This window comes from Evansella cellulosilytica DSM 2522, from assembly GCF_000177235.2.
Lineage (GTDB): Bacteria > Bacillota > Bacilli > Bacillales > Salisediminibacteriaceae > Evansella > Evansella cellulosilytica.
Genome location: NC_014829.1, coordinates 2,571,895 through 2,590,637, shown reverse-complemented (window position 1 = coordinate 2,590,637; position 18,743 = coordinate 2,571,895). Strand labels below are relative to the sequence as shown.

At 35.0% G+C, this 18,743-nt stretch carries 19 protein-coding genes and 1 riboswitch; of the genes, 14 read left to right on the top strand and 5 right to left on the bottom strand.

Going from position 1 to position 18,743, the window contains the following annotated elements:
* Positions 1–55: 55 nt before the first annotated feature.
* The 9 genes from sirA to copZ all read left to right on the top strand — a co-directional run bounded on the left by sirA (position 56) and on the right by copZ (position 9,259).
* Positions 56–508: a sporulation inhibitor of replication protein SirA gene (gene sirA / locus BCELL_RS11860; protein WP_013488987.1), complete on the top strand. Its 453-nt coding sequence runs from the start codon at positions 56–58 to the stop codon at positions 506–508.
* Positions 509–623: 115 nt separating this feature from the next.
* Positions 624–839: a YneF family protein gene (locus BCELL_RS11855; protein ID WP_013488986.1), complete on the top strand. Its 216-nt coding sequence runs from the start codon at positions 624–626 to the stop codon at positions 837–839.
* A 372-nt stretch (positions 840–1,211) separates the two neighbouring features.
* Positions 1,212–2,969: an ABC transporter transmembrane domain-containing protein gene (locus tag BCELL_RS11850; protein ID WP_013488985.1), complete on the top strand. Its 1,758-nt coding sequence runs from the start codon at positions 1,212–1,214 to the stop codon at positions 2,967–2,969.
* Positions 2,966–4,765: an ABC transporter ATP-binding protein gene (locus BCELL_RS11845; RefSeq protein WP_013488984.1), complete on the top strand. Its 1,800-nt coding sequence runs from the start codon at positions 2,966–2,968 to the stop codon at positions 4,763–4,765. The genes BCELL_RS11850 and BCELL_RS11845 overlap by 4 nt, the downstream gene beginning before the upstream one ends.
* A gap of 22 nt (positions 4,766–4,787) precedes the next feature.
* Entirely contained in the window at positions 4,788–5,225 is a 438-nt protein-coding gene (locus BCELL_RS11840; RefSeq protein WP_013488983.1) for an SRPBCC family protein, read from the top strand.
* 328 nt (positions 5,226–5,553) lie between these two features.
* Positions 5,554–6,102 carry a hypothetical protein gene (locus BCELL_RS11835; protein ID WP_013488982.1) on the top strand — a complete coding sequence of 183 codons (549 nt, stop codon included), beginning with the start codon at positions 5,554–5,556 and terminating at the stop codon, positions 6,100–6,102.
* A 175-nt stretch (positions 6,103–6,277) separates the two neighbouring features.
* A complete protein-coding gene (locus tag BCELL_RS11830; protein WP_013488981.1) occupies positions 6,278–6,601 on the top strand; it encodes a metal-sensing transcriptional repressor in 324 nt (107 codons plus the stop codon).
* A gap of 18 nt (positions 6,602–6,619) precedes the next feature.
* Positions 6,620–9,001, top strand: a complete 2,382-nt coding sequence (locus BCELL_RS11825) for a heavy metal translocating P-type ATPase (RefSeq protein WP_013488980.1) — start codon at positions 6,620–6,622, stop codon at positions 8,999–9,001.
* A 48-nt stretch (positions 9,002–9,049) separates the two neighbouring features.
* Positions 9,050–9,259: a copper chaperone CopZ gene (gene copZ, locus BCELL_RS11820; protein WP_013488979.1), complete on the top strand. Its 210-nt coding sequence runs from the start codon at positions 9,050–9,052 to the stop codon at positions 9,257–9,259.
* Between the two features lie 177 nt (positions 9,260–9,436).
* Here the strand turns inward: copZ and BCELL_RS11815 are convergent, their stop codons facing one another.
* Positions 9,437–9,871 (bottom strand): DUF2621 domain-containing protein, encoded by a 435-nt coding sequence (locus BCELL_RS11815; RefSeq protein WP_013488978.1) that lies wholly within the window; start codon positions 9,869–9,871, stop codon positions 9,437–9,439.
* A 297-nt stretch (positions 9,872–10,168) separates the two neighbouring features.
* On the opposite strand from BCELL_RS11815, the gene BCELL_RS11810 reads away from it, so the two are divergent.
* Positions 10,169–11,041 (top strand): GNAT family N-acetyltransferase, encoded by an 873-nt coding sequence (locus tag BCELL_RS11810; RefSeq protein WP_013488977.1) that lies wholly within the window; start codon positions 10,169–10,171, stop codon positions 11,039–11,041.
* A gap of 11 nt (positions 11,042–11,052) precedes the next feature.
* Here BCELL_RS11810 and BCELL_RS11805 read toward each other — a convergent pair whose 3' ends face one another.
* Positions 11,053–11,334, bottom strand: coding sequence for a DUF7352 domain-containing protein (locus tag BCELL_RS11805; RefSeq protein ID WP_013488976.1), 282 nt, complete (start codon positions 11,332–11,334; stop codon positions 11,053–11,055).
* 583 nt (positions 11,335–11,917) lie between these two features.
* On the opposite strand from BCELL_RS11805, the gene BCELL_RS11795 reads away from it, so the two are divergent.
* The gene (locus tag BCELL_RS11795; RefSeq protein ID WP_013488974.1) at positions 11,918–13,078 is read left to right on the top strand and encodes a PstS family phosphate ABC transporter substrate-binding protein; all 1,161 of its coding nucleotides are present in this window, start codon (positions 11,918–11,920) and stop codon (positions 13,076–13,078) included.
* Positions 13,079–13,230: 152 nt separating this feature from the next.
* Here BCELL_RS11795 and BCELL_RS11790 read toward each other — a convergent pair whose 3' ends face one another.
* A complete protein-coding gene (locus tag BCELL_RS11790) occupies positions 13,231–13,713 on the bottom strand; it encodes a YqeG family HAD IIIA-type phosphatase (protein WP_013488973.1) in 483 nt (160 codons plus the stop codon).
* A 174-nt stretch (positions 13,714–13,887) separates the two neighbouring features.
* Here BCELL_RS11790 and BCELL_RS11785 point away from each other — a divergent pair, with 174 nt between their 5' ends.
* From BCELL_RS11785 to BCELL_RS11775, 3 genes are all read left to right on the top strand, one after another.
* Positions 13,888–14,154: a DUF1292 domain-containing protein gene (locus BCELL_RS11785; protein ID WP_013488972.1), complete on the top strand. Its 267-nt coding sequence runs from the start codon at positions 13,888–13,890 to the stop codon at positions 14,152–14,154.
* Between the two features lie 604 nt (positions 14,155–14,758).
* Positions 14,759–14,953 carry a hypothetical protein gene (locus tag BCELL_RS11780; protein ID WP_013488971.1) on the top strand — a complete coding sequence of 65 codons (195 nt, stop codon included), beginning with the start codon at positions 14,759–14,761 and terminating at the stop codon, positions 14,951–14,953.
* Between the two features lie 106 nt (positions 14,954–15,059).
* Positions 15,060–15,145, top strand: a riboswitch (cyclic di-GMP riboswitch).
* A gap of 32 nt (positions 15,146–15,177) precedes the next feature.
* Complete coding sequence (locus tag BCELL_RS11775) at positions 15,178–15,504, top strand: hypothetical protein (RefSeq protein WP_013488970.1); 327 nt, start codon at positions 15,178–15,180, stop codon at positions 15,502–15,504.
* Positions 15,505–15,577: 73 nt separating this feature from the next.
* Here the strand turns inward: BCELL_RS11775 and pepV are convergent, their stop codons facing one another.
* Positions 15,578–16,990, bottom strand: coding sequence for a dipeptidase PepV (gene pepV / locus BCELL_RS11770; RefSeq protein WP_013488969.1), 1,413 nt, complete (start codon positions 16,988–16,990; stop codon positions 15,578–15,580).
* Positions 16,991–17,170: 180 nt separating this feature from the next.
* The gene (locus BCELL_RS11765) at positions 17,171–18,613 is read right to left on the bottom strand and encodes a phospholipase D-like domain-containing protein (RefSeq protein WP_013488968.1); all 1,443 of its coding nucleotides are present in this window, start codon (positions 18,611–18,613) and stop codon (positions 17,171–17,173) included.
* Positions 18,614–18,743 lie beyond the last annotated feature (130 nt).

The following is an 18,743-nucleotide window of genomic DNA, read 5'->3' as shown; positions in this document are numbered from 1 at the left end:
GTTTTCCTATCTTATATAATGAATAAATGTTAGGTAATTCATGGAGGCGATCGTAATGAGAGAATATGATATTTATATTATCAAAGATCACATCGCAAATGAATACTTCGGTTTAGAAGGAAAACTGTTTTCTTTGTTTCAAGAAAACCGCTATGCAAATGGTAGGTTGAAGGAAGTAACAGATATGCAAATACATTTTATTAAGGAATCAATTAATATATCAAAACTTGATCAGTTATTATATAGTAGACTTCATGAGAAAAAAGGGTATGCAAAGGAAGGAAACAATCATTTCATACGACTATTAAACAAAAAGAGCCAGGCAGGTGTGTATTTGGATGAGCACCATATTACGTTATTCTCAGAAGGTACATATGATGCAGAGGCTTGTTTTTTTGAAGTTCTTCGCCATTCCAATAAGTGTTTTATCGCTATGGAGTTTGAAGAACAAAGGTATGGTTGGCTAAAGCCAGTTCGTACATTAGATCTTGTAGAGTATTCTATATAAACATTTTTTTAACCTCTTTAAATGTACAAGCCATTACGTTATAATGGACTAGGTTCTACATGAATTGGAAATAATTTTTGGAGACAGCATAGAGTAAAAGGAGGTCATTATTGAGATGTTGTGGCTATATATTTTAATTGGCGTATTATCATTAATTGCTGGTGTTGCACTCGGTTTCTTTATCGCTCGTCAATATATGATGAATTACATGAAAAAGAATCCACCGATTAACGAAAAAATGCTGAGAATGATGATGATGCAAATGGGGATGAATCCATCTCAAAAGAAAGTAAACCAAATGATGAAGGCAATGCAAAATAATGTAAAGTAATGTAAGCATATTATTACTAACATATTTGGCAATGACATGCATCGTTATTGCTAAAAGGATGATTCAAAAGGGGAGAGCGTATCCTTTTGAATCATCCTTTTTACATATGAATAGATAAAATCTACTTTAAAATCTGTTTAACTTCAAGGTCTACCCTTACAAAAAACTTCACTTATATAGATAAGCCAACCTCAATCAAAATGATCTTCTGTTTCCTTTTATAGTAGCTTTCCTCTCCTATGAGATTGTAATGATCCAATCTAAATAAATGTGTCGAAATAGTGAATGAAATGTAAAAAATTGCTTTTCTGAAAAAATGTTTTTTGATATGATGTAATAGTCTTTTATCTTTAATTTTGAGGGGAAACGTATATGAAAGTATTTATTGATTTAATGTGGTATTTTAAACGAGAAAAAGGGAAATACATAGGCGGAATTTTAGTTCTTGCGATTGTTTCATTTTTATCTTTAATACCACCATTGGTAGTTGGAATTATCGTTGACCATATTGATGGTGGAACGTTAACAACGCCAATTATCGTACAATGGATGATAGTTTTATTTGGATTAGCAATTAGTGTTTATATACTACGTTACGTATGGCGTATTTTTATTTTCGGAGCGGCAATTAGATTAGCAAGATTGTTGAGAAATAGATTATATGAACACTTTACTAACATGTCCTCCTCATTTTATCAAAAAAGGCGTACAGGAGACCTAATGGCTCATGCTACGAATGATATAAGGGCTGTTGAGCAAGCAGCAGGAGTTGGCGTTTTGACACTTGTTGATTCGATAACTATGGGGGGATTTGTTATTGTCACGATGGCGGTAACGATCAGTTGGGAGTTAACACTCATTGCACTCATTCCAATGCCATTTATGGCACTTGCAACTTCAAAATATGGTTCCATGTTACATCATCGTTTTTCAAAGGCACAAGCAGCATTTTCTTCTTTAAATGATAAAGTACAAGAAAGTATGTCAAGTATACGTGTGACGAAAACATTTGGGTATGAAAATGAAGAAGTGGATTCCTTTAAAAAGGAATCAGATCGTGTTGTACAGAAAAACGTAGAGGTGGCTAAAGTAGATGCACTGTTTGATCCAACAATTTCCATTATCGTCGGATTTTCCTTTTTTCTATCGATTGTATTTGGATCAATGTATGTCGTCCAAGATGTGTTATCGATAGGGCAATTAACGAGTTTCACACTTTATTTAGGTTTACTTATTTGGCCGATGCTTGCTTTTGGGATGCTTTTTAATATAGTAGAACGAGGTAGAGCGTCCTATGATAGAATATCTGCACTATTAATGGTAGAACAAGAAATAAAGGATAATCAAACAGCGAACGATGAGTCGCCAAGAGGGGATATAGAGTATCGAATTAAGCAGTTTTCATATAACAAAGAAGAACAGCCAGTATTATCTGATATTCATTTCCGTTTAAAAAGAGGGCAAACGTTAGGAATTGCAGGTCGAACCGGAAGTGGAAAAACGACTTTAGTAAAAGCGTTAATGAGGGAATTCGATATTACTGATGGAACAATAAATGTAGAAAATACACCAATTGAAAATTATACATTAAATGCCTTAAGAGGTTCAATCGGATATGTCCCTCAGGATCATTTTTTATTCTCAGCAACCATTGCTGACAACATAGCCTTTGCGAAACCCGAGGCGACCTATGATGAAATTATTAATGCGGCAAAGCTAGCCTTTATTCATGACGACATTCTACAATTTGAAGAGGCTTACGAAACCATTGTTGGAGAACGTGGTGTAACACTTTCTGGTGGACAAAAACAGAGAATTTCTATTGCAAGAGCGTTATTAGCTAATCCAGAAATTTTAATTTTAGATGACTCATTGTCAGCAGTTGATGCAAAAACAGAAGAACGAATACTAGAAGCGCTTCGTAAAGTTAGAAGAGGTAAGACAACGCTTATAACAGCACATCGTTTAAGTGCGATAAAACATGCTGATTTGATCGTTGTATTAGATTTTGGAAAAATTATGGAACTAGGAGACCATGAATCTTTAATGAAAAAGTCTGGTTGGTATAAGCAAATGTATGAGCATCAACAATTAGAATCCTTAGTAGAAAGGGGAGGAGTTTCATCATGATGGAACGGCATAAGCATTTACTCGTCCCTTTAGCTCAAGGTATCGTGTTTAAACGGTTGATGAGCTATGCAAAGCCTCATTGGAAGTGGTTAGTAATTGCCTTTATTTTATTGGTCGGTGGAACGAGCGCTGAATTATTAGGCCCAATATTAATTAAAATTTTTATTGACGATTTTTTAACACCGAGAATTTTTGAATTTCAACCGCTTCTCATTTTAGGTATAGGGTATATTGTATTACATTTAACAGCAGCGGCGATGAACTATACACAACTATTGTTATTCCAAAAGATTGCATTAAAGATTATACAGCAGCTAAGAATTGATATTTTTGCTAAAGTAGAAAAGCTTGGTTTGTCCTTTTTTGATCAGTTTCCTACAGGAGGACTCGTTTCAAGGATCACAAATGATACAGAGCAAGTAAAGGAATTATATGTCAGTGTGATGGCAATATTTGTTCAAAATATTGTATTCCTCATCGGTGTGTTTGTAGCAATGTTTTATTTAAACGTCCAGCTTGCCTTGTTTTGTTTAGTCATTTTACCATTTATATTTATTATTATGCAGTTATATAGACGGTTTAGCTCAAAGTATTATGCAGAAATGAGTGAGAAATTAAGTCAGCTTAATGCAAGGATCAATGAGTCTATTCAAGGAATGAAGATTGTACAAATTTTTCGTCAAGAAAGACGGATGAATAAAGAATTTCAAAAAATAAATCAAGAGCATCATGAAGCATGGTTTAAAAGTATTAAACTTGATGGTCTTTTATTACGTCCAGCTGTTGATTTTATTTCGATTATGGCACTTGTACTCGTGCTCAGTTATTTTGGTATCATGTCCTTAAATAGTCCTATTGAAATTGGAGTACTATACGCGTTTGTAAATTATTTAGATCGCTTTTTTGAGCCTGTCAACCAAATGATGCAACGCCTTTCTGTTTTTCAACAAGCGATGATATCTGCTGGCAGAGTATTTCGATTAATGGACCATGATGAAATTGGACCGGAAAAAAGAGGGGAAGGAAAACATCTTATAAGCCGTGGAGAAATCGAGTTTAAAAATGTTACTTTTTCATATGATGGTAAACAAGATGTTTTAAAAAATATCAATTTTTCTGTGAAAGAAGGGGAAACAATCGCACTAGTTGGTCACACAGGGAGTGGGAAAAGTTCCATTATTAATCTACTTATGCGTTTTTATCATATAGAGAATGGTGAAATTTTTATTGATGGTATACCAATCAACCAGTATGATAACCAGGAACTGCGATCAAAATTAGGATTAGTCCTACAGGATCCGTTTGTTTACGTCGGTGACATTAAACATAATATTCGTTTATATGATCACACGATTAATGATGAACAGGTAATCAATGCAGCCAAGTTTGTTCATGCACACCCGTTTATTGAGCGTTTACCAAAAGGGTATGATACGATATTAGGAGAACGTGGTTCAACCTTTTCTAGTGGGCAAAGGCAGCTCCTTTCGTTTGCAAGAACAATGGCGAAACAACCGAAAATTCTTATTCTAGATGAAGCGACAGCAAATGTTGATACAGAGACAGAAACTATCATTCAGCAAGCGCTTGAAAAAATGAGACGTGGAAGAACAACGATCGCTATCGCTCATCGTCTCTCAACGATTAAAGATGCAGACCAAATATTAGTACTTCATCAAGGTGAGATCGTAGAAAGAGGTACACATCTTGAACTTTTAAACGAAAAAGGACTATATCATAAAATGTACCTATTGCAACAAGGGGCAGAAAAACTAGAGGAAATATCGATAGAATAATATGCTGTATTGGAGGAATGTCATGGCTGATGTAGTTGATTTTCAAATATTTAAAGTACCAGTATCACCTATATATGATTATTTATCTAATCCAGAAAATCGTACTAATATGTTCGTGAAGGTTATTGAAGTAAATAAGCTCAATGACACGATTGGTGTGGGAGCTCGGTACGAAGAAATTCGTGAAATATCAGGGCATAGAGTCTCAAGTGAATTAGAAATTGTTGAATTGGTAGAAAACGATCTTATTGTGTTCTCTACAAAGTCAAACGGCATGAAAGTAATATACACATACTCGTTTAGGAAAAGAGAGACGGATGAAGGGATTAGTGTCGTATTTGAAGGGGAAGTCATAGGCGAATCACTACGCACAAAGCTTTTTCGTTTCCTCCTAGCGAGGATGATGAAAAAAGAAGACGGGGATCATTTACAAGTAGTAAAAAAAGAATTAGAAAAATAATATAAACAAAGAGGTTGACTAAAGAGGGCACTTGAAAAGTGAAAGAACACCATTTTTCAGTGCCCTCTGATTTTCCTGTTTTTAGTCAATCTTTCGTTGTATGGAACCGCTACAACAAATAGATTTTAGAGTGGGCGCACGGAGAGTGGAGCTATTGCCAGGAATTGCTATAGATAAGATTAGTCACTTTCTTTAGCCAATTTTTATTGCAGCTTTATACGATCATGTATTAGATAGAGATTCATACACATTTCTTCTTTTAATTTTAAAGGGATTACATCTTTAAATATAGAAATACTCTTTATAAAAAAATGAGAGGAGAACAGAGATGCAATACATAAGAGAGAAAAATATAATTGGAGTCACTTTATTTTATATTGGGATATTTATAATAGGATTTTTTTTCATTGCAGGTCTTATTTTAGCTAACCATGCTAGCTTCTTTGATAATAGTTCATCACTATATGTATTAATAGAAACGTGGGTTATTGGTTTCATTATTGGTATGCTTTTCATCGGTTTTTCTGAAGTAATTAAGCTACTACAAAATATTTATCATGTACAGCCATCTGTAGAGGAAAAACAAACTTCAGCAGACGGTGTATGGATTGTAGAAGAGCATAAGGTAGATGATCAACAGTTGGTGAAGGAATTAGGTAAGGCAAAAACCGATTCTATATATCATCTCTATGATATACAAAACAAAACAATTGAAGAAATAATCATTACTCCGTTTAATAAACAGCTTGTCGCCAAAGTCAGAGGACTAGAAGATGTCGAGAGTTATTATGAGGTCATTACTACGTCTGGAAATGATGCGATAAACTCATCTATTGAAAAGCATCCTCATATAAAAGAGTGGCTAAGCAAAAAATAGTGCTTGTATATTCTAAAAAGTTGACTCAAAAGGTTGTTTGAGTCAACTTTTAATATGCATGTACATAATCAGAGAAATCATATAGTTTAAGTTAGTTGACTATTATACGTAGCGGGGGTATAGTATTAAGTGTGTGATGGATCACGATGGAATATGAATGAATGAGGTGACTACAATGATGGATGATAAATTAAACATTCCTTTAATTGAAAATAACAAGCCTGGTGCTATGCGTACGGAAGATGAAAAAAAAGCGCTCATGCAGCGGTTGAAAAGAGTCGAGGGACAAGTGCGTGGAATTCAAAGGATGATAGAGGAAGACCGCTATTGTGTTGATATACTAGTTCAGCTATCCGCAATTAATGCTGCCTTAAAAAAAGTTGGCTACCATTTATTAGAGGATCATACACGCGGATGTGTTTCTCATGCTGTTGCAAATGGTGAAGGTGACGAAGCGATCAATGAACTAATGAAGGTAATACAGCAATTCTCTAAATAAGAAAGGTCGTGACATAATATGAGCACGAAACGTTTACAAATACCGATTGAGGGTATGACATGTGCTGCGTGTTCTTCTAGAATAGAGAAGGTATTAAATAAACAAACAGGTGTAACAGCATCTGTAAACTTAGCAATGGAGAAGGCAACAGTTGAGTACGAGGAAGATACTACTAGTCCAAATGAGATAGTCGAAAAGATTGAAAAACTAGGATATGGTGTGAAGGAAGAAAAGCTTGACTTAGATATATCAGGCATGACCTGTGCGGCCTGTTCAGCGAGAATAGAAAAAGTATTGAACAAACATGAAGGTGTGACGGTAGCAAATGTAAACTTAGCGATGGAAAGAGGAACAATATCTTATACTCCGGGTGTTACAAATGAATCGTCTATCGTTGAAAGAATTGAAAAGCTAGGGTTTAAGGCGAAGCGGCATGAGGCAGTACAAGAAAAGGAAGATCCAAAGGATAAGTCAATTCGGAAGCAGAAATTTTTATTCATATTTTCGATGATCTTATCGCTTCCTTTATTTATAACGATGGTCGACCACTTTTATCCTGAAGAAATGCTTTTACCCCATTGGTTAATGAATGGATATTTACAGTGGGCATTGGCAACACCTGTACAATTTTACGCAGGGTGGCAATTTTATCGAGGAGCATATAAGTCTCTTCGTGGAAAAAGCGCAAATATGGATGTACTCGTGGCAATGGGAACTACAGCTGCCTATGTTTATTCGGTTTACCTAGTGTTAGTTGGAGAAGTTTATTTGTTCTTTGAAACGAGTGCGATTATTATTACGTTAGTATTACTTGGAAAGCTTCTTGAAGCAAGGGCTAAAGGAAGAACTTCCGAAGCGATAAAAAAGCTAATCGGCTTACAGCCTAAGCTCGCAACGGTAATACAAAATGGTCAAGAAGTCCAAATTCCTATCGAGGAAGTGCAACTAGACGACCATGTAAGGGTTAGACCTGGTGAAAAAATCCCAGTTGACGGTATGGTTATAGAAGGACATTCTACTGTTGATGAATCAATGCTTACTGGTGAAAGTATACCAATTGATAAAAAAACGGGTGATGGTGTCATTGGTGCAACTGTAAATAAACATGGTACGTTTACCTTTAAGGCAACCAAGGTAGGAAAAGAAACCACCTTATCACAAATTATTAAAGTTGTAGAAGAAGCACAAGGGTCGAAAGCACCCATTCAGCGGATGGTCGATATTATATCTGGCTACTTTGTTCCAGCAGCAGTTGTGATTGCCGTTATTTCATTTGTAGGCTGGTACTTTTTTGCAGGAGCGACTTTCCAAGATGCGCTTATTAACTTTACTGCAGTTTTAGTAATCGCTTGTCCTTGTGCACTAGGACTAGCTACTCCGACATCTATCATGGTTGGTACTGGTAAAGGGGCAGAAAACGGGATTCTTTTTAAAGGTGGAGAGCATTTAGAAAAAGCACATAAAACAGATACAATCGTTCTTGATAAAACTGGTACAATAACGAAGGGTGAACCAGAAGTTACTAATGTTATAGCAAATGATGATTGGGAAGTGAATAGCTTATTAGCATTGGCTGCTTCTGTAGAAGCACATTCTGAACACCCGTTAGGAGAATCGATTGTAAGGGAAGCTAAAGAGAGAAAATTAGAGCTTCGACCTGTTGCAAACTTTGAAGCGATACCAGGACATGGACTACGTGCAGAATATGATGACAGTGTCATATTTATTGGTACGAGAAAATTAATGCATAAACACGACATTGATGTGTCTGAACAGGAGCAAACATTAAGAGACTTAGAGTCAGAAGGAAAAACAGCGATGCTAATAAGTATAGATAATAAAATCGCTGGTATCGTTGCAGTAGCAGATCAAGTGAAGGAAACATCGTTAGAAGCGGTTAGGCATCTAAAGAGAATGGGATATCAAATTATTATGTTAACAGGTGACAATGAACGTACTGCGAAAGCTATTGCAGCACAAGTGGAAATCGATGACATTTTCTCAGAAATACTACCTGAAGATAAAGCAGAAAAAGTGAAAGCATTGCAGAAATTAGGGAAGAAAGTGATTATGGTTGGAGATGGTATAAATGATGCTCCTGCATTAGCAACGGCTGATATCGGTATGGCAATTGGAACTGGGACTGATATAGCGATGGAAGCTTCAGATATTACGCTTATGCGTGGAGATTTACGTTCTATTCCACAAGCGATTCGTCTGAGTCGTCTGACAATGAGAAATATAAAGCAAAATTTATTTTGGGCATTTATATATAACTCAGTAGGACTTCCGATAGCAGCGTTTGGGCTACTAGCACCATGGATTGCTGGGGCTGCAATGGCATTTAGTTCTGTATCAGTTGTATCCAATGCTTTGCGTTTAAAGCGCGTAAAGATGTAAGGATAAATATTTCATAAAACATGAAGAGCATATTAAGGAGTGAATAGAATGAAAAAAGAAGTTATTCAAGTTAATGGTATGACATGTGGGCATTGTAAATCAGCTGTAGAAGGAGCACTTAAAAGCGTTGATGGTGTTGTTTCGGCTGAGGTTAACTTAGAAGAAAATAATGTTACAGTTCAATTTGAAGATAGTAAAGTGTCATTAGATAAGTTGAAGTCAGAAATTGACGATCAAGGATATGATGTTGTCTCATAAGCAATATGAATAACAATGGTTTCCCAAAATAAATTTTGGGATTCGAACCTAATACAAATAAGAAAACTGTACGTAAGAAAAAGGAAGGCTCAATAGGATCATTATACCTACTGAGTCTTCCTTTATGCAATGTGTGGCGAGTGAAGCCACTTAGCCCTCTTTTACTAATATTCGGCTTTAATTTTTTTGGAAATAACTTTCATATTGTTTGATGTCTATATTTTTTTCCTTCAGTTTTTTCACAAGAAACTTATGATCTCTTTTCGGAGTAGCCGATATGTAACCTTTTATAATAATATCATCAGTCATGCTGTCTACGTTTTCCTTTAAAGCTAATTCTCCGATTTTACCAGCAATTGTTCCCTTCGCAATGTCGCGAAATAGTTCGGGTACAGGTTCTACTAATTCATTTAAAAATTCTTTTTGATCTTCAGACCATAAATGTCTCGTTTCATTGATATAATGCTCTTGCCAATCAAGAATAGATTTTCCATCTTGCTTGGGCATTCTTTTTAAAAACTTACGAAACATAAAGAATCCTCCGATACCAACCGTTCCTGCCAAAAAAATAGACCATAGGACGATTATCCACATAAATAGATCGTTTGGCATCAGCCTTCACCTCTTCCATACATCTGCTCTATATTGTACGATATTATTTAGCATCTGAAAAGAGAAATACAAAGGTTATTACTATATTCACTAACAATACACTTAAAAGTGTTTTTTCGTTTAGAAAGAGGAAATATCTCATTAGGCATCGAAATAACTGTTATGCTAGACAAGAGTTTGACTCGAAGTGGTGATTGGCACTTTAAGAGTAGACGTCTAAGTGGAGTCGCAGATACTACGCTTAGTGCTGTAGTAGATTTTATAAATTCTCTTATTTAACGAAAGGGCGAAAAACTAGTGGAAATAATTACAGACTATAAATTTGACGATAAATTGAGAGCTAGTTTTTTTGAACTTGCTTATGAAACATTTGGTATAAAATTCGAAAGCTGGTATGAATATGGATTTTGGACAAGCAGCTACATACCGGTCTCTTATGTGGACGAAGGAAGAGTTGTCGCAAATGTCTCTATGAATACTCTCGAGCTAATAATAAGTGGTAAAAAAATGAAAGCTGTGCAGCTTGGTACAGTGATGACAGACCCTTTATATAGAAATAGAGGTCTAGCTTCAGAGCTTGTAAAAAAGGTTATAAACGAACACGAACACTTTGTGGATATATTTTATTTATTTGCTAATAAGTCAGTGCTTGATTTTTATCCGAGATTTGGATTTAAGAGAGTAGATCAATATCAATATAGTATGGATTTTTGTGTGAAAAACATAGAATACGTGGAGATAAAAAAATTAGGAGGAAGCAAAACGGAACTAGCTCATCTATATTCATTAGCAACAAATCGGACTATGATATCTGAGCGTTTTGGTACTCTTCATACAGAAGGAATATTTATGTTTTATTGCTTAAACGTATTCCCAAACGATATTTATTATTTAGTTGAAGAAGATGTCATTATCATCTATCACCATTCGGGAAGTGAACTAGAAGTGTTTGATATCGTAAGTAAATATAAGGTCGATGTATTATCTATTTTAAGCAAAATCGCAAGTGAACAAACTAAAAGAGTTATTTTTCATTTTACACCTGACTTTTTCTCGTCTTCACTAAAAAGTACGGTAGTAAAAGATGAGAGTAGTGTTTTATTTGTAAAAGCGAAGAGTGAAAGTCTTTATCCGGAAAAGGTCTATCATCCAATTACAGCTCAAGCTTAAACATACAAATATTATGAGATTCTTCGAAAAAATACATGGAAAACAACACTCGCTTCAAGCATTCGGACAGTATTTAAATAAGTATAATGAGATAAGTCAATTGGAATAATATGTCTTACTCCATATACGCGAATATCATAACGTATCGTTGGCGGTAGCGTGGAATTAATGAGTGCGTAAATGACGACCTCACCCTTTAAATTATGAGCAGACAATAACTTAGCATCTTTAGGTACGACAATGATATTGCTCTCTTGCGGCTGAAGAAAGTATTTTTGAATATAGTGTGCCATGGAAATCTCCTCGTCATTTTTTGAAAACGAATATTTAGCAGAGGTTAAGTATTCGTTTTTCTTATTCATTTATACGCAAATGTTTTTATCTCATGACAAATAGCATTAAATATAAAGCATGTATTATTCATATGTTCTATTATTTTGAATATAAGAGTATAAAAGATCATTTTAAATGGGGTGAGAAGCGTTAAATTATTAATTTTTTTGACTGGTTTAACATTACTCGCATTTTTGAACTCCAGATATAGAGACAATTTTAATGAGGCATATGCTTTTAGTAAATTTATGAAGCCAGAGCAAGGGATGAACGAGCATGATAAAATGATGGATAAAGATTATGTAGATATTAATAAAGGCGGTAGCGGTGATGAGTTTGGTGGAGGAGAGTAATTAATTCATACTTTTTGTCAGAAAATACTTTAACCAACTGGAAAAGTCGGTTAAAGTATTTTTTTGTTCCTCTTTCATAAGTGAAATTTCATATAAAATGTAGAAAAATATAGAGGTAATCGTAGTAAAAAGTCGAATAGATAGTTAGTTACCAAATATTTCATATATTATTGTGAGGGAGAAATATAACATGAAATCAAGCATGACTCTTAAAATTTTCAGTATTATCGGTGTAGCTATTGGACTTTCTTTTGCTACAGTTATTATTACTGTTTTTGCTTTGTTAATGGGGTTTCGATTTTATTTGTATATAGTACCAATTATAGCGTTAGGTCTTTTACTTTTCTTTATCGCGCATATATTCCAGCTTTTTTCACGAAAAAAAATCAAAATAGCCTTAACTAGTTTCCTTAGTTTATGCTTAGTGATCACGGTTACTTTTCAGGTTAGAGAAGTTTATTATAACAATATCGGAAAAGTAAGCGAACAGGACTTTAATTTGTGGGAATATGTTCCCTTTAGGGAAGAAAGTAAAGTTATCACATTAGATGAACCGGCTACACTCCAGCTTGAAGGCGATTTGCCCGTACTAGATGGGGCAACAGCATTGTATCCTGTGTATGCTGCTTTTGCACAAGCGACTTATCCGGAAAAAGATTACCCTCCTTATGATAGTGAGGTAATGTCTAATCAAACTGGTGAAGCATATAGAAGTTTATTTAATGGTGATGCAGATATCATTTTTGCAGCTGGCCCATCGCAAGGTCAACTGAACGCAGCAGAGCGATTAGGGGTAGAATTGGAGCTAACACCAATTGGAAGAGAAGCCTTTGTTTTTTTTGTTAACGCTAGAAATAATGTAGAAGATATTTCGATTGAAGAAATTCAGGGAATATATTCAGGAGATATTACTAATTGGAGCGAACTAGGAGGAAATAATCATGACATTCGAGCGTTTCAAAGGCCTGCTGATAGTGGTAGTCAAACTGCATTAGAAAACTTGATGGGAGACATCCCATTAATGGCTCCACCAACCGAGGATATCGTTTCAGGTATGGGAGGTATTATAACGGAAACATCAAGCTATCGAAATTATCGTAATGCAATTGGATACTCTTTTAGATATTTTTCAACAGAAATGGTTCAAAACAAACAAATACGTCATTTAGCTGTTGAAGGTGTTTATCCTGATAAAGAATCAATACGAAATGGCAGTTACCCTATTGCCTCGGAGTTTTATGCGATCACTGCGGGGACTGAAAACCCAAATGTAGCAAAGCTTATTGATTGGATTCTTTCGGATCAAGGTCAATATATTATTGAGGAGACAGGTTATGTCCCATTAAATTAAACAAGAGGTGTACTCCAAAGGTTGATTTATACCTTTGGAGTACACCTTCATTAATGTATGAAGTTCATTTACGTCGATTTAATATAGTAGTGTAGCGGATGTTCTACCTGCATGAATTATTGTCCTGTTGCGTCTTTCTTAATGTAAAATAATCACCAACCACGGCGAATGACCGATTCTGCTTTTCGTTTTAAAGATACGTTCCATGGCTCATGCTCCGGTTCTATTGGATGGACAAGTGCTGTTATCATCTTTAATCGTTTTCCACACCAAACATCTGTAAACAATTGATCTCCTAAAAATAAACTCGTTTCCGATTTAGCACCTACTTCATCCATAATACGTTGTATTTTACTTGTAGCAGGTTTATTTGCTTTTCCATATCCGACGATTCTATAAGGTTCAGTAAAAATATCAACTCGGCTTTGATTATTGTTAGAAAGGATAACAAGTTGAACGTTATTTTCTCTTAGTTGAGAAAGCCATGCTTCAAACTCTTTTGTACCATGTTGATCATGAGCAGCTAATGTGCTATCTAAATCTGAAAAAATATGAGTAATGTTGTTTTCTTTTAGCCATTTGATAGTAATGCCAGAAAAATGCTCAAATAAAAAGTCAGGTTTAAAATAACGCATGTATTTCACTCTTTCTTTTTTTTATAGTTTGTACAGATTATCATAACATGTCCGTTCCATATCGTGGAAATATTTATATAACAATTACCGAAACAGTCAATTGTTTACTTCGTTTGCAATATTCTTAACCTGTTAGGAAATGATAAGTTTAACTAATTATAAGGAGGCAAGTCCATGGATTTTGAAAATATACGGGATCAAATTACAATAGAGGATGATAAGGGAAATCACAAAGACTTTAACGTGGAAGCACTGTTTGAGATGGATGGGCAATCTTATGCTCTCATTACTGGTGATTATGAGGCACTTCTCATGCGTATTGAAGAGGATACCCACGCTCAATATCTTGTAGGAATAACCGACCCAACCGAGCGGGAAGCAATATTAGAAGCATATGAAATTGCAGTTGAAGCAAGTCCAGCTGAAAAAAATAATGAATAATAGTTTAACTGGTGCACATGTTGTATACAATGTTAACACGTGTATGTTCAATGATTCACAAATTTTCAAAGATTATTTAACTGAAATTTCAGTGAATTTAACATGTTCAACCGTTTTCCCTGTTATAATATTAGTAGGGGTAAGAGGTCAGTAAATCGATCTCGTTAATTTATTTATGAAAGGGGGGGTGTGACGTGAATTTGGGGAGCTGTGTTGTTTGCTGTGAAACGATGAATTTTGATAGCGCTTCCAGATCTACGAGTGGGGGAAAATGCAAGTCATGTGGTAAATGGATGTGTCCTAGCTGTATCTCAACATATTCGATAAGTGGTGCGAATGTAACATGTGACGTATGTAAAGCTGCGAATAAATAACAAAGCTAAAATTATACTGGGGAACAGAGTAATGTATTTATGTCATTAGTCTGTTCCCTTTTTTGTTGACAAACATTTTAAACGTTGGCTAGAGTTTGTATGTTTTAATAATATAACAAAAAGCAAGTTATTGAAGGATTCGGTCAATGTTTGTCGAATATGGAAGATATAAGCAATTAGAAAAGATGATGCATGAGATGCTGTTAAAGTAGATGGAGAGGGGAATAGAGATGTATAAAGTAGACCCAAGCTTAAAAAAAATGATTCATCTATCAGAGAAAACAAATGAAGACTTAAAAGTACGTTATAACCTTTTAGTAGAGGAACTAAAGTTTGCTAGAAATGCTTTTGAGTTTGAAAGAGCGGCGGAAATTAAATCTGAATTGTTATACATAACGGAGGAGTTATCAAAAAGAAAGATTTAGTTAATAAAAAAAGTCACACACTATATTGCGGAATATTTAGATAATTGTGTATAATGAACTAAGACCTTCTTCTTATTATTTTATGGGTCAATTCCAAATTACAAGTAATACGAAACGGCAAAACCATCGAAAGTTGGTGACGCAAAGCTATAGGGGCTTCCTTCATCTAGAAGAAGCCAGCCAGTTACCGAATATTCTCCTATTATTAAAGGGGGTAATGTAGTTTGGGCTTGGACAAAAATAATTCTTTATATTGTATCAGTCGGGATATTGTGTTTCTAAAGAAGCTAATGTACAAAGCGAAGGAACGATTAGGTACGATGAATGACCCACTGTTGCTAGAAATTAGTCAATTTTTAGATGTAAAACTAAATCAACATGGAGAATTGTTAAAATCCCATAAAAAAACGGAGGGAAGTACTTTGAAAAGAAACGATACCGCGTTAGATGAGAACATGAAACTTCAAATACAATCTGATGATAAAGGTAATACTGAACAATTAGAGTGGCAAAAAGCCGTTATTAGGGAAGAATATGTGCAATCAGAATAAATAGAAAAGAATTGTACTCATATTAATAGAAGAAGGAAAAACAGTTCACAGCAAGAGATGTGAACTGTTTTTCTTATTCGATATTTGCTAAGTAAGATATTGCTCTTGCATAAATTGCCGTAGCTTTTAATAGATCTTCAATTTCTATATACTCATTTTTTTGATGGGCAGTCATCACCTTACCAGGAAAAACAGCACCATATGCAACACAGTTTGGCAATAGGCTTGCATACGTATTACCTCCACTAGAAAGTAGGGTAGCTTCCTCACTCGTTTCTTCTTCATAAGCCTTTTGTAAGTACTTTATCATAGCTGTATTTTTATCAACGTGATGAGGATTTTTATTTCGAATGTCTCCGAATGAAAAATGGTATTTTTCAAGTAACGTATAAAGCTTTTGCTCAATTGCATCAAAATTTGCTGATACAGGGTATCGAATATTTAAATGTACAAAACAACTCGATCCCTCTTCGAAACTAAAAATCGCAGGGTTTATAGTTAATGGTCCAGTTATATCATCCTCATGATCAATATTAATATTTTTTCCAAAATGATCTTCAAAAAATAAGTTAACGAATGAAAGATAGGCCTTTGCTTTTTTGTTTAAGGACAAAGTAGTGAGAAACTGTGCTAAATACATACCAGCGTTAATGCCTTTATGTGGTTCCATACTATGAGAAGAAAGGCCTTTTAAGTTGAGCGTTATGTTACCACTATGATGAAAGTACTCTCCTTCTAGCTGATGCTTTTCTAAAAAATGAATAAATTGTTGTTCGATAGCTTGATCGTGATCTTTAATAACAGCAGTGGCTGATTCAGGGACCATGTTTGGTCTCGTACCAGCTTGAAAAGAAATGAGTGTGTCATTTGATGTCATACTTTCAGTTTCGTTATCAAAATTCAGGTTACACCTTGCGTTTATTTGGCCTTTTTCAGCATGAATGATTGGGAATGTCGCATCAGGTGCAAAGCCAGCAACTGGAGAATGCTCGATTTCACGGTATTTCTTTAAGCAACTCATCCCACTTTCTTCATCTGTTCCAAAGATGATACGGACGTTTCGTTTCATGGGCATTTTAAGCTCTTTTAACATCTTTAAGGCATAAAAAGCGGCCATTGTCGGACCTTTATCGTCGATTGCCCCTCTAGCAAATAGTTTACCGTCTCTAATTGTTGGCTCGAAAGGTGGAGAAGTCCAATCACCAGTTGCAGGGACAACATCTAAATGTCCAAGTATAGCGATATAATCATCGTTATCCGAGTTCTTTAATTCGGCATAGCCATAAAACCCTTCATTATTTTCTGTATGAAGGCCATGTTGTGTTGATAATGTTAACATTAAATCTAATGCTTCGGCGATATTTTTCCCCATCGGTTGTCCCTCTGAGGAGGATGATAGATCTTTCGTACTCTCGATTTTCAAGAGCCTTGTTAAGTCTTTTAGTAATTGTTCCTTCTGTTTGACTACTTCCTCGTAGAAATTCAATGACGACAACTCCTGTTCATATCTATGTATTCATGGTTTTCTATGTTCCATTATTATAGCATTCGTTTCTCATACTTTAAAATTTTGGCTTTAAGGGTATACGAAAAGCCAACCGCCACTCGTATGGCAGCTGGCTACTAATGATCATCTTGAATTAACTACTCGTATGATAATGTTTTGCTAAAGCATAAAATCAAAAGAGCGGGTAAATAAAGAAAGTGTGGTAACGATAATTCTCTTTAGGAATGGTACATCACTTTCTTTAATTGAGAGGCTTGAAACATAGCCATTTTGTTCATTGACCTTTAAACTGTTAGAAAGATGGTTATCTGAAATTTGCTGTTCAATTTCTTTTGCAAGCTCCTCGCTATCAATGACTACCATCGTCTCTGTACTTAGAAAGCTACTTCTTGCATCGATGTTAAATGAACCTACTAAGCTTAGTTGTTGATCAAATACGATCGTTTTTCCATGAATTGCTTCTGGCCCTTGGTATTCAAATATATTAACGCCCTCATTAACCAATCTCTCTCTATTATTCAAATATCCCGAAATAGCAAATACATTTGGAGAATTGGACAACGAGTTAGTAGATAATACGATATCGTCTACAGTTATATTTTCTTTTTTTAAATTTTGAAGCATCTCATCTGTAGGTATAACATACGGGCTTTGAACTAGGACAGATTGTGTTGCTTCTTCCATTAATAAGCTAATTTGCTTCCATACGATTGGATCCTTGTTCATTCTTTCTATCGGATTATAAATAAGCGTAATGTTTTTTGTTGGAAAAGATGTCTCTATCCAATCTATATCTTGATGAAATAAATGAGGTTGTTTAGCTTTTTGCTCTAATAAATTTTCCGCTAAGTACTCAGATTTTCCATTAGCTCTACTTTTTTGAAAATATGAGAGGTTGCTAATCGTATGTTGGCTATATTGGTGATCCCATATTTTTGAAAAATAGTTGTTTAATTCTTCTACACCACTATTGGAACTACGTTGCTCGTTATTTATGATCACCACGTCTCTATCGTGATTACCACCTTCGTAATCATCTATAAAGTACTTATCACCAATATTTCTTCCTCCAATCATTGCTTTTTGGTCATCAACAATGAGGACTTTATCGTGTAATCGGTTATTCCATGTCCAAGGTCGTGCGAGTGAAAGTGGTTCATATAATTTAATTTCAATGTTGGGATGCTCATAAAAAGCATAATGAACACCTCTAGCGCTTCCTCTTAAGTTATGGAAGATGCCATCTAATAAAACTTGAACTTGTACACCTCTATCGGCCGCTTCTAATAAACTACCAAATAAAATGTCGGTAGATTCACCATGATGAACAGAATGAGAAGTCATTTTAATAGACTGTTGGGCATTTTCAATAAGATTAATACGCGAGACGAAAGATGCTTCTCGACCTTCAATAAGTGCAACCCGATCATTTGAGACTTCACTACCTACCAATTGACTCATCGTATTGATAGACTTATCGGAGCTATTCGGTTCATGAAAAGAAAATATGACAACGCCAAATATAAAGGCATACAATAAATATGATAAAGCGACTAGCGTAATTATTTTAATCAGCCTTTTCATCATTTCACTCCATTTCATAATAGGTTCCCCCTATTATTCTATTAGTTTCGGTGAAATAAAATTCTTATCGCGGTATATTATTTCGCCCGTAGCGGTTACGGTAACCGTTAATAAGTACTTTCTATTTTATTTTAATATAATTCTTTAT

Coding starts and splice junctions, on each gene's coding strand:
- sirA (WP_013488987.1), top strand. CDS start 56: ATGAGAGAATATGATATTTATATTATCAAAGATCACATCGCAAATGAA.
- BCELL_RS11855 (WP_013488986.1), top strand. CDS start 624: ATGTTGTGGCTATATATTTTAATTGGCGTATTATCATTAATTGCTGGT.
- BCELL_RS11850 (WP_013488985.1), top strand. CDS start 1,212: ATGAAAGTATTTATTGATTTAATGTGGTATTTTAAACGAGAAAAAGGG.
- BCELL_RS11845 (WP_013488984.1), top strand. CDS start 2,966: ATGATGGAACGGCATAAGCATTTACTCGTCCCTTTAGCTCAAGGTATC.
- BCELL_RS11840 (WP_013488983.1), top strand. CDS start 4,788: ATGGCTGATGTAGTTGATTTTCAAATATTTAAAGTACCAGTATCACCT.
- BCELL_RS11835 (WP_013488982.1), top strand. CDS start 5,554: ATGCAATACATAAGAGAGAAAAATATAATTGGAGTCACTTTATTTTAT.
- BCELL_RS11830 (WP_013488981.1), top strand. CDS start 6,278: ATGATGGATGATAAATTAAACATTCCTTTAATTGAAAATAACAAGCCT.
- BCELL_RS11825 (WP_013488980.1), top strand. CDS start 6,620: ATGAGCACGAAACGTTTACAAATACCGATTGAGGGTATGACATGTGCT.
- copZ (WP_013488979.1), top strand. CDS start 9,050: ATGAAAAAAGAAGTTATTCAAGTTAATGGTATGACATGTGGGCATTGT.
- BCELL_RS11815 (WP_013488978.1), bottom strand. CDS start 9,871: ATGCCAAACGATCTATTTATGTGGATAATCGTCCTATGGTCTATTTTT.
- BCELL_RS11805 (WP_013488976.1), bottom strand. CDS start 11,334: ATGGCACACTATATTCAAAAATACTTTCTTCAGCCGCAAGAGAGCAAT.
- BCELL_RS11795 (WP_013488974.1), top strand. CDS start 11,918: ATGAAATCAAGCATGACTCTTAAAATTTTCAGTATTATCGGTGTAGCT.
- BCELL_RS11790 (WP_013488973.1), bottom strand. CDS start 13,713: ATGCGTTATTTTAAACCTGACTTTTTATTTGAGCATTTTTCTGGCATT.
- BCELL_RS11785 (WP_013488972.1), top strand. CDS start 13,888: ATGGATTTTGAAAATATACGGGATCAAATTACAATAGAGGATGATAAG.
- BCELL_RS11780 (WP_013488971.1), top strand. CDS start 14,759: ATGTATAAAGTAGACCCAAGCTTAAAAAAAATGATTCATCTATCAGAG.
- BCELL_RS11765 (WP_013488968.1), bottom strand. CDS start 18,613: ATGAAATGGAGTGAAATGATGAAAAGGCTGATTAAAATAATTACGCTA.